Origin of the sequence: Agrobacterium sp. CCNWLW32, from assembly GCF_037083425.1 — a bacterium.
GTDB classification, from domain to species: domain Bacteria; phylum Pseudomonadota; class Alphaproteobacteria; order Rhizobiales; family Rhizobiaceae; genus Agrobacterium; species Agrobacterium radiobacter.
Window position 1 is genome coordinate 1 of record NZ_JBAOJM010000027.1, and the last position, 9712, is coordinate 9712.

6 protein-coding genes and 4 pseudogenes are annotated in these 9712 nt (G+C 55.5%); 6 read left to right on the top strand and 4 right to left on the bottom strand.

Annotation, left to right across the window (positions count from 1 at the left end; translation table 11 throughout):
- Positions 1–190 precede the first annotated feature (190 nt).
- A complete protein-coding gene (locus V6R85_RS25770) occupies positions 191–1093 on the top strand; it encodes a PhzF family phenazine biosynthesis protein (RefSeq protein ID WP_111785474.1) in 903 nt (300 codons plus the stop codon).
- Between the two features lie 25 nt (positions 1094–1118).
- The gene (locus V6R85_RS25775) at positions 1119–2438 is read left to right on the top strand and encodes an aminotransferase-like domain-containing protein (protein WP_111785473.1); all 1320 of its coding nucleotides are present in this window, start codon (positions 1119–1121) and stop codon (positions 2436–2438) included.
- Positions 2439–2786: 348 nt separating this feature from the next.
- Here the strand turns inward: V6R85_RS25775 and V6R85_RS25780 are convergent.
- From V6R85_RS25780 to V6R85_RS25795, 4 genes and pseudogenes are all read right to left on the bottom strand, one after another.
- Positions 2787–3510 (bottom strand): annotated as a pseudogene (locus tag V6R85_RS25780) (IS6 family transposase).
- 42 nt (positions 3511–3552) lie between these two features.
- Positions 3553–3741: pseudogene (locus tag V6R85_RS25785) on the bottom strand (hypothetical protein); the annotation flags it as partial.
- A gap of 726 nt (positions 3742–4467) precedes the next feature.
- Positions 4468–4839, bottom strand: coding sequence for an HVO_A0114 family putative DNA-binding protein (locus tag V6R85_RS25790; protein ID WP_111785469.1), 372 nt, complete (start codon positions 4837–4839; stop codon positions 4468–4470).
- Positions 4836–5147 carry a toxin-antitoxin system TumE family protein gene (locus tag V6R85_RS25795; protein WP_306966859.1) on the bottom strand — a complete coding sequence of 104 codons (312 nt, stop codon included), beginning with the start codon at positions 5145–5147 and terminating at the stop codon, positions 4836–4838. The genes V6R85_RS25790 and V6R85_RS25795 overlap by 4 nt, the downstream gene beginning before the upstream one ends.
- Before the next feature lie 137 nt (positions 5148–5284).
- Between V6R85_RS25795 and V6R85_RS25800 the strand changes: the two are divergent.
- The 4 genes and pseudogenes from V6R85_RS25800 (at position 5285) to V6R85_RS25815 (ending at position 9620) form a co-directional block, all read left to right on the top strand.
- A pseudogene (locus V6R85_RS25800) lies at positions 5285–6451 on the top strand (IS3 family transposase).
- A 61-nt stretch (positions 6452–6512) separates the two neighbouring features.
- Positions 6513–6767 (top strand): annotated as a pseudogene (locus tag V6R85_RS25805) (transposase); the annotation flags it as partial.
- Between the two features lie 502 nt (positions 6768–7269).
- Positions 7270–9042 (top strand): YadA-like family protein, encoded by a 1773-nt coding sequence (locus tag V6R85_RS25810; protein ID WP_236760350.1) that lies wholly within the window; start codon positions 7270–7272, stop codon positions 9040–9042.
- Positions 9042–9620: an invasion associated locus B family protein gene (locus tag V6R85_RS25815; RefSeq protein WP_236760351.1), complete on the top strand. Its 579-nt coding sequence runs from the start codon at positions 9042–9044 to the stop codon at positions 9618–9620. Before V6R85_RS25810 ends, V6R85_RS25815 begins: the two co-directional genes overlap by 1 nt.
- Positions 9621–9712 lie beyond the last annotated feature (92 nt).

Sequence of the window (9712 nt, forward strand, 5' to 3'; positions counted from 1 at the left end):
TCGCTCCAATTTTCGGAGCGGCAAATTTCATGCCTATGGTCAATATACCGTTAAGCCCGAAAATTTGCGACAGGCCCCCTTCTCTTCATCATCATGCATCCCCTCGCGATAAGTTTTTCGACGGCTCAAGTTGAGTTCACCAATAACATATGTCAATATTAAATTGGTAAATGCCTATGAGGAGATTGATATGGCTAGCGTACAAGCTTTTCTTTATGACGCCTTCACTGAAGCGCGTTTCGGCGGGAATACTGCGGGAGTGGTACTGCACTCAGGCATAGATCATGCATCGATGGCGCAGATTGCCGCTGAGTTGAATGCTCCCACCACCGGCTTTGTTCAGGCACTTGCCGACAACACTTGGTCAATCCGATTTTTCACGCCTTCTACAGAAATCGACATGTGCGGGCATGTTCTGATCGGAGTGTTTTCAACTCTCTCCGATTTGGGAGTAATACCAGCCGGAAACTATAGTGTTAAGGCTGTAACCCCCGCAGGCGATCTGCCCGTTGCGGTGTCGCGCCCCGTAGAAGGCAGGCCTTTGATCGAGATGACGCAGCGCCGACCAACTTTCCGGTCCGTAACGGTTCAGAAGTATGACATATGTCAATTTTTGGGGATTCGCCTTGACGACATGCACCCCCATTTGCCAATTGAACTTGTATCGACTGGCCTAACCCATCTAATCATTCCGGTGAGAGACGTTTCGGTTCTCAGTAAGCTTCGACCGCAGTTTGGAACGTTAGGCGAGTTAAGCCAAAGGTTAGGAGCTGACACAGTTCCAGTTATCGCTATGGACGGCTTGGCCGATGATGTCACCGTACGCGTACGGGATTTTTGTCCTGGAATTGGTAACAACGAAGAGGCCGCGTCCGGAACAACAAACGGAGCGACTGCATGCTATCTTGTGCAGCACAAGCAGTTAGTTAGTGGACAGCCTACCATCGTCGTAAATGCAGAACAAGGTGTTGAAATGGGAAGGAAAAGCGTTATTGTCTCGCGCCTGACGTTAAGCAATGCCGGAGATGTTCAAGAGGTGACTGTGGCTGGTCACGCCGTGCCAGTCATGTCTGGAACGTTTCTAACGGGTTGAAATGAATTAAGGCGTTTGTGAACAGATGGTCTCGTCTTTGCAGCAGTACGATCGTGTCGTCTCTTATCTGAAGACGCAAATTGGCGAAGGGGTTGTCGAGGGTAATCATAGGCTGCCGACACAACGTAGCATTTCGAAGACGCTGGGCTTGTCGCTTCCAACTGTTGCTCGCGGTTTCGCTGAGGCAAAGCGTTTGGGCATAATAGAAACCGCAGTGGGACGGGGATCTTTCGCTAAGAGACCCCTCGATCCCGCCAAGGCTGTCCGGATCGATCTGTCATTGAACGCCCCTTCGGCGGCAGTCATCCGACGGGTTTTGGCTCAAGATCTAGAAAGCTTCGCCAGTGAAAAGGGCCTCGAACAGCTAGCGAGCTACAGCTCGCCTTCCGACCAAGCGGATGTCGTGGGAAAGATCACAAACTGGTTGCAAGAGATGGACGTTAAAGTCCAGGCAGATGATATGATCTTGTGCGAGGGGGCGCAGAACGGATTGTTCTTGGCCTTGCAATCCATATGTCGGGCGGGCGACGCTGTGATTTGCGAAGACGTCACCTACCCAGGCTTATTTGCTGTTGCCCGGTCGCTGAACCTGGTCCTAGTGCCTATTGCCACTAGTGCTGCGGGCCCAGATCTCGAGGAGTTCGGCAGAGCCGCTTCGCGCGCTGACGTAAAAGCAGCTTTCTTGATGCCTAGTCTTCAGAACCCGCTCGGTTACACGCTTGATGCAGAGACAAGATTAAAAGTAGTACAAATAGCAAAAGACTCTAACGTGACGATTATTGAGGACGACGTCTATAGAGGATTACTCACTAGTCCTCTGGAACCATTGTTCAATTTTGCCCCGTTCGACACGATCTACATAGGCAGCCTCTCCAAAGTGCTGGCTCCAGGTTTACGCTTGGGCTATGTGTGCGCTAAAGGTCCCAGGCGAGATTCCCTGGCATCTTTAGCTGCCGCGCAGAGGTATTCGATATCGCCGATCAGCCTCAGCTTAACCGCACGTTGGTTCAAACGGGATTTGCACAAGGAAACTTGCACAGCGCATAGGATCGAGATCGAGCGTTTGGCACACGCTTATCAAGCCGTGTTTGGCGCTGCGCCTAACACAAAGGCATACCATCTATGGGTGCCCCTCCAAAACCAGGAGGAAGCCACAGCAGCAATGTTTGCGTTGGCAGCAGAAGGGATTGAAGTACCCTCTACTCAGACATTTTCTGCGGGCTTTAGTCCTTCTTGCTGGGGAGTGCGACTGGCGGTGGGCGCCCTTTCTGCTGACTTAGAAGTTTTCACAAGGATCAAAAAAGCTCTCTCTAGTTCCGCTGCACGTTGGGATTTCACCGTGTGAGCAGACTCAACTGAACGGCGCATAGTAAATGATCTGGCTCGGCATAAACCCCTTCGTTCATCTTGGTCTGGAACGCGCCGTCATTTCGGCCCTTCGAAGTGAACCGGGCGCTTCCCACAAGCAGACATTGCTTTTGGCGTCGTGAAGTCTGCCGGGTATTCCACCATTTGCGTATCGCTACTACTTCGCCAAGCGAAAGGTAGGTTATCCAACACGCCGAATCGGACCCAAGCACTCGCCGACGGCAGTCCTGTTGAGTATCCGTCCGGTGGGGACCGCAGGTAACTCGAGAGCGGGAGTTGTCACGTTATCGAGCGTGGAGTGGTCTTTGTCGCAGGCAGCCTGCTATCAAGCAGCCGCTCCGGTGACGGCCTTCCAGTGCGCCATTGCGCGGATGCGATGAATGTGGGTGGCCAGTGCGGATCGTTTGTGACGTGGGGTGACGAAGAGATTTCGAAGCGCGGAGAAGATCGAGATGAAGCGCTGCAGACTTCCCGGCGATCGGAACCCTTGCATCGTTCGTTCTCGTTTTCGCAGTGGCAGATGGGAATTTTCCGCTCGATTGTTGAGACCCTTGTGGGATCGGTGCTCGACAGCCGGCATAACCTTACGCTTGGCTGCGCCATACGAGCGGAGCTTGTCGGTGATGATCCGCTTGGGCGGCATGCCTGCTTTCTTCAGTAAACTGATGAGCAGTCGCTTGGCAGCCTTCGTATCGCGTCGGCTCTGAACAATCTCGTCGAGAACATAGCCATCTTGATCAAGGGCACGCCAAAGCCAGTGCTTTCTGCCGGCGATGGAAATCACCACCTCATCCAGATGCCAGACATCCTGGCGCGAAGGTCGCCTGCGACGAAGTTGTTTTGCGTAGGCCGGTCCGAATTTCCGACCCCATCGCCGGATCGTTTCATACGAGACGACAACTCCGCGCTCCAGCAGCATTTCCTCGACAAGGCGTAGGCTGAGCGGAAACCTGAAATACAGCCAGACCGCATTCGAGATGATCTGTCGCGGGAAACGGTGGCGCTTGTAGCTAACGGCAGGACTCTTCATCCCACTGTCTTATGCCCAATTCACTGACGCCGCGTTTTTGTGACAACACCCGGTTCTGCTTCTTCCAGATGCCGCCGATTTCGACGCGGCGGTCGCGCGGGGTCTTTGCGAAGAGGCGGTAGACCGGCGCCTTGGTGTTGGTGCTGTCGAACTCCTCGCCGAAGATGTCGAGGTCGTAGGCGACGGATGCGATGTTGCCGGTGAGCGTGTTGTCTGCGTTGAAGCGGATGAAGTTGACGAGATCGGTCATGGAGGTATCTCCTTGGTTTGCGTTGCCGATGGTCACGATCGAGCGGCCGGAAGACAGTCAGCGCAAATGCAAAGCCAATTTGTTGCGGGAACTGCACCCGTAGGGGCGTAGCGTCAGCGAAGCGCTGCTGACAGGCAGGAATTTGTTTCGCGAGGAATGACGTCAGTCAGGGGAAATTCGTGCGTGCCGGCGGTTGCTGTTCGACTGGCCGGCCGCAGTGACCCATCGAGTGAGGCAACGCAATCCAGGGAGAGACTTTGGCGGGGTTCCGGTTTCGTCATATCCGCTTCAATGCAGACAGCATGCCGACGGCGCGGCTGGTTTCCATCGTGACCGTTGATCAACATGCCGGTTTTGAGTGCACCATCGATGTCAGGCGCGACACTATTCGCTCGCTGACGAACCGTCTGGTGAACGCCATGTCCAATGGGAACCATCTGGACGAACAGCATGCCCGGACAACGCCCGCGTCTCATCGGCAACATTCGGCCACGGGACCACAAACACAACATCAAGGTTCGCCTGCAGACGACATGCCGCGGTTTCCATTGTCAGCACTGAACTGCGTCTTCGCCACCTCGGGAAGCCGGGAGCATCATCGCTGCCGTGAGGGGGGCGTTAAACCGGGCGGGCAGGGGAGCGCGAGGGGAAGGGCCGAAGGGGGTTCCTCTCGCCCCTTTGGCAACCTCGTTCGGGCCGACCCGCTCAAATCAGGCGTGGCTTGCCTCACGCTACCCTTCGTGTGGGAGCCATGACCATATCCACATGGATATTCGAGAACGGGCAGTTCAGCGCGCCGCGCTCGTCCTTCTCGATCAGTCCCAATTCGACCAATGCCGCAGCGTCTTCATGAACACGCTTGACGTCCCGGCCCAATCTACGCGCGAGTTCCCGCACACCGACCGTACCGCTTCCCAGAAGAACGTCCAGCAGCTCCCAGCGACGCTCCGTCAATCGCGAGAAAAAAGCGCCTGGGGTCTCAAAATTAAGCGTTTCACCCTGATATTCGCCGCTCTGGATGCCAATCACAGCCCGCTTTCCGGCTGCACGCAATGCTGATTTCCAGTCTGGATTTGTCGTGATGGTCAATGTTCTCATGACTGCCTCCTCTTTTCGACTTCGGACACGAAGTCTTCGATAAGCTGGTCGATTGTGGTAAACCGGTACGGGAATTCCTTCCCGTCCAGATGCATGTGATCACCTTTCCCCCGCTCATTGTCGAACCCGACAACCCGCACACCGTTTTGAATGTAAACCATGCGGTACTTGAACCCATGATCGGTTGGAGGCACAGGCGTTGGCACTTTCCAGACGACGAACTGGACAATGCTTCCGTCCGCCTCGACGCTCTTGTGTTCGGTGATCTTCTGCGCTTTCATGTTGTCCACAATGCCAACGTCCTCCATTGTTGTCAAGTCCGCCAACACTTTGTTGTGGGTTGCCGGTCGCGGCTGGAGACAGAGCTGGCTCGGGAAATTTGAACAGCGGGGATAAGTGGAATTTCTGCCTGACTTCGGCTTAGATGCCGGGAACAGGAGATACCATGACGAGACGACCGCGCCGGAACCACAGCCCGGCTTTCAAGGCGAAGGTGGCACTTGCCGCTATCCGAGGTGAGCAGACGCTGGTGGAGTTGTCCCAGCAGTTCGATGTGCACGCCAACCAGATCAAGCAATGGAAAGACCAGCTCCTTGAGGGGGCGACAGGCGTTTTCGGCGATGAAACCAAGACGGAGCCGGCGGGTCCAACCGTCGATGTCAAAACGCTGCATGCCAAGATCGGCGAGCTGACACTGGAGAACGATTTTTTATCCGGTGCGCTCGGCAAGGCGGGATTGCTGGGCGGAAAGAAATGATCGACCGCGAGCACAAGCTATCCGTCTTGCGTCAGGCGAAGCTTCTCGGCTTCAGCCGTGGAAGCGTCTATTATCTGCCTCGTCCAGTGTCCGACGGCGATCTGGCCTTGATGCGGCGGCGGACGAATGCGTCGCATTCGCTCGGGGATCGACGAACTGCACCTCGACTACCCGTTCGCGGGAAGTCGGATGTTGCAAGGGCTCTTGAGAGGAGAAGGGCTGGAGGCTGGGCGGCTGCACGTCGCCACGCTGATGAAGAAGATGGGCATCGAGGCGATCTATCGTCGCCCGAACACATCGAAACCGGCACCCGGGCACAAAATCTATCCCTACCTCCTGCGAAAGCTGGCGGTCACCCGACCCAACCAGGTCTGGGCGATGGACCTGACCTACATTCCCATGGCGCGGGGCTTCGTCTATCTCTGTGCCGTCGTCGACTGGTTCAGCCGGAAGGTCCTGTCATGGCGGCTGTCGATCACGATGGAAGCGGCCTTCTGCATCGAAGCGGTCGAGGAAGCGCTCGCCCGCTATGGCAAGCCCGACATCTTCAACACGGATCAGGGCTCGCAGTTCACCTCGATGGACTTCACGGCGCTGCTGAAGAAGGCGGAAATCGCCATCTCGATGGATGGCAAGGGCGCTTGGCGGGACAATGTCTTCGTTGAACGCCTCTGGCGGTCGATCAAATATGAGGAGGTCTACCTCCACGCCTACAAGACCGTGTCGGAGGCCCGCATCGGCATTGGCCGATATCTGACTTTTTACAATAGCCGACGCCCACATTCATCCCTTGACCGGCAGACGCCGGATCAGGCCTACTTCAACGCGCTGGCACCAATGATGGTGGCAGCATAATCGAGGCGGAAATCCACTTAACAAAACGCCCGAAACTGTTCAGACAAACCGAGCCACCTCTAACCTGCCGGCCCACAAGGCAGCCGGGGTGCGCGACGCCATCGAGCGCGCGGGCGCCAAACTCATGTTCCTGCCACCCTATAGTCCCGACTTTAATCCCATCGAAAACGCATTCTCGAAATTGAAAGCTATGCTACGGGCTCGGGCGGAGCGGAAAATCGACGCCCTATGGGATGCCGTCGGCACATTGATCCCCCGATTCACATCGGAGGAATGCGCAAACTACTTCAGGGCTGCAGGCTATGACCCGGATTGAACAGGATCTGCTCTAGTGCTCCATGTGAGGTCATGATGCGTCCCAGCATGCTCGCGTTTTGGCATGAGATCGAGCCTCAACCGCCACGCGATTATTAGCAGAACGCGATCCTGATAGGAAAATGAGGGAGGCCAAATTATCATTATCCCCCAGATAGTGTGCATGTTTGAGGCCGACGATTTGATCGACCCTTGATGGAATGAAATGGTGCTATCGCTAGTCGCTGCAGGGCTTCTAAATGATAATCGGCCTATGGAAACGCTTCTTGCTGCGTTTTCGGTAGCCGCAACATAGGGGCGCTCAACGCCGTCAGGCGATGAATCGCGCTTGAGTGTCCGGAAATATGACTGAATTTGGCGGTTAACGTCCTTCCGCAATGGCGGGTGGTCGGGTCATTTTGTACGGCAAATATTGGTAGCCACCGTTCCTTGAAAGGGAACATCACCGCCTTAAGCCTCTTGGAGCAGTCATTGTTTCAAGGGTGATTATGGGAGATAACGGGATGACTGAACGTTTGCGCGATAAAGGAGAGATTTCCGCTCCATCTGTGTCTAGTCCGCTGCAATCAGGTGCTGGGTTTGTCGCTTTTTCGCAGAAAGCACTTACGACGGCGAAAAGAGAACGTCGATATCGTTTCGTCCAGGGATCGTTCCGCGTCACTACGTTGGCGGTCAGCATGGGATTGGCATCGCCGGTATATGCAGAAACAACGATAGTTCCCGGCGGCATAACCTGTTCGCGTCCCGGAACCTCCGGAACCTGGACCTGCCAGGTACCGGCGGCCCCAGGTGTTGGGGGGCATGGCATGGCAACGATTACTGGAATTCGCGAGGGGTCGACATCCAGTGATGTCGATTTGGTACAGCTAAACAGCTGGATCGCCAATAACCTGGGCCAGGGATCGATTGTCGCTGGAGACACCAACTCACGAGCAGGTGCCGGTGCCCTGAGCTTGGGAATGGGTGCGTCCGCTACGGACGCGGGTATCTCCGCCGGTTATCTGGCGGGCTCATCTGCCAGCCCGGGAAACTGGGGGAATATTGCGATTGGTGATCAAGCCGGTCGCTTGGTCAACGGGCAGATCAATATTGCTGTTGGTGCGCAGGCTGGCGTGAGCGTCACTGGTGCAGATAACGTTGCGCTGGGTTTCGCGTCAGGTATGGGGGTCATAGGCAACGCAAATTTTGCCGCAGGAGGAAATTCGGGTCAACGGATCCAGGGTGACTATAATACCGCACTGGGTAACCAGGCTGGGGTCGACGTCGAGGGTAGCGGAAACTTGGCCATAGGTCCTTTGTCGGGGACCGCAGTCAAAGGAAATATGAATGTCGCTTTAGGCTGGTTGGCGGGTTCGGATATTGTGGCTGACAGATCTGTGTCGATAGGATCTGAAGCCTATGGTGGCGCTAATGGTGCTATCGCGGTGGGATCCGGTTCAATTGCTACGGGTGTCGATGCAGTCGCTGTGGGTCGTGGCGCGCGAGTCTCTGGCGCGAAAAGCGTAGCGCTCGGTGCTGATTCTGTCGCTGAAGCGGCGATCGGCACGGCGGGGGTTACCATTCGCGGAAGAGACTATGTGTTCGCGGGTACGCAGCCATCAGGAACGGTGTCAGTCGGGTCAGTGGGGGGAGAGCGAACCATCACCAATGTCGCGGCTGGTCGTATCTCGGCGACATCCACGGATGCGATTAACGGGTCCCAGTTATCTGCAACTAATGAAGCCCTCGAAGCGGTTGAAGGGACGATCGGTCAGTTGGATGAATTTGCCGTTAAGTACGACAAGAAAGATGACGGCACCAAGTCAAACACTGTGACACTCACTGGCGGCGATCCAAACCAACCGGTTGTCCTTTCTAATGTAGCCGCAGGCAAGGCGAATAGCGACGCGGTGAATGTATCCCAGTTGAATGAGGGAATAGCGATGACACTTAATAATTCCTACAAGTACACCGATGACCGTATGAACAATTCCATCCAAGCGGCGAACGCCTACACTGACCAGAAATTCAGTGAACTTAATTCATCCATTCATGAGGCGCGAGGCGAAGCTCGTCAGGCGGCGGCGGTCGGCCTTGCAGCGGCGTCTCTTCGTTATGACGATCGACCGGGCAAGTTAAGTCTGGCCGCCGGCGGCGGTTTCTGGCGGGGAGAGGGCGCTCTCGCATTTGGTGCAGGTTACACCAGCGAAGACGGGAAATTCCGAACTAACCTGGCGGGATCGACGGCGGGGGGAGACTGGGGGGTTAGTGCCGGCGTCAGCATCACATTGAACTGATGGTCGCGGTGAAAAAAACTGCAGGGCTCCTGTTGATGCTAGCTGCCTCAACAACACCGCAAGGCCTTAGTGCAACTGAGCAGAACCGCGTCGCGCAGTTCTTCGTCAAACCGTCCGATGTCCAAGTTCCGAGGGGCTTGGACTGGGGGCAGTATAGGAGAATTGTGCAGCCGTTCGAGAATTGGACGCTGATCTGCGATGAAGACCTGAAAAAAAAAGAGAAGGTTTGCAACATTAGTCAGACGATCATCGATCGGTTCAACAAGCAAGTTTTCAGCTGGTCATTGGCAGCGACCAGAGACGGCGCTCCAATGATGATCCTGAGAGCCCCCTCAGGGACAAATACTCGGGTTCCGCTTCGGGTGATATTCCCCGGTCGCGAAAAGCCAGTCCTGGTAGACTACAGGGGATGCGATGAGCTTGTTTGTATTGCCATAATGGCCGTTGGGGCTATAGCCCGGGAGCATATCGGACGGTCATCGGATTTGTCCTTCATTTATGCTCTGGACGTCGGGCGTCAGGTCACGGTTTCCGCGCCTTTACAAGGCCTGAAGTCTGCACTTGAGGCAATTCGGTGAGTTAGATGCAGCACTGGTGATGTCAGGTTAAACTGCCGGTGAGATTTTGCGACTATCCCGCCGTCATGAGCCAGAGTCCTGTCAGCTACAAG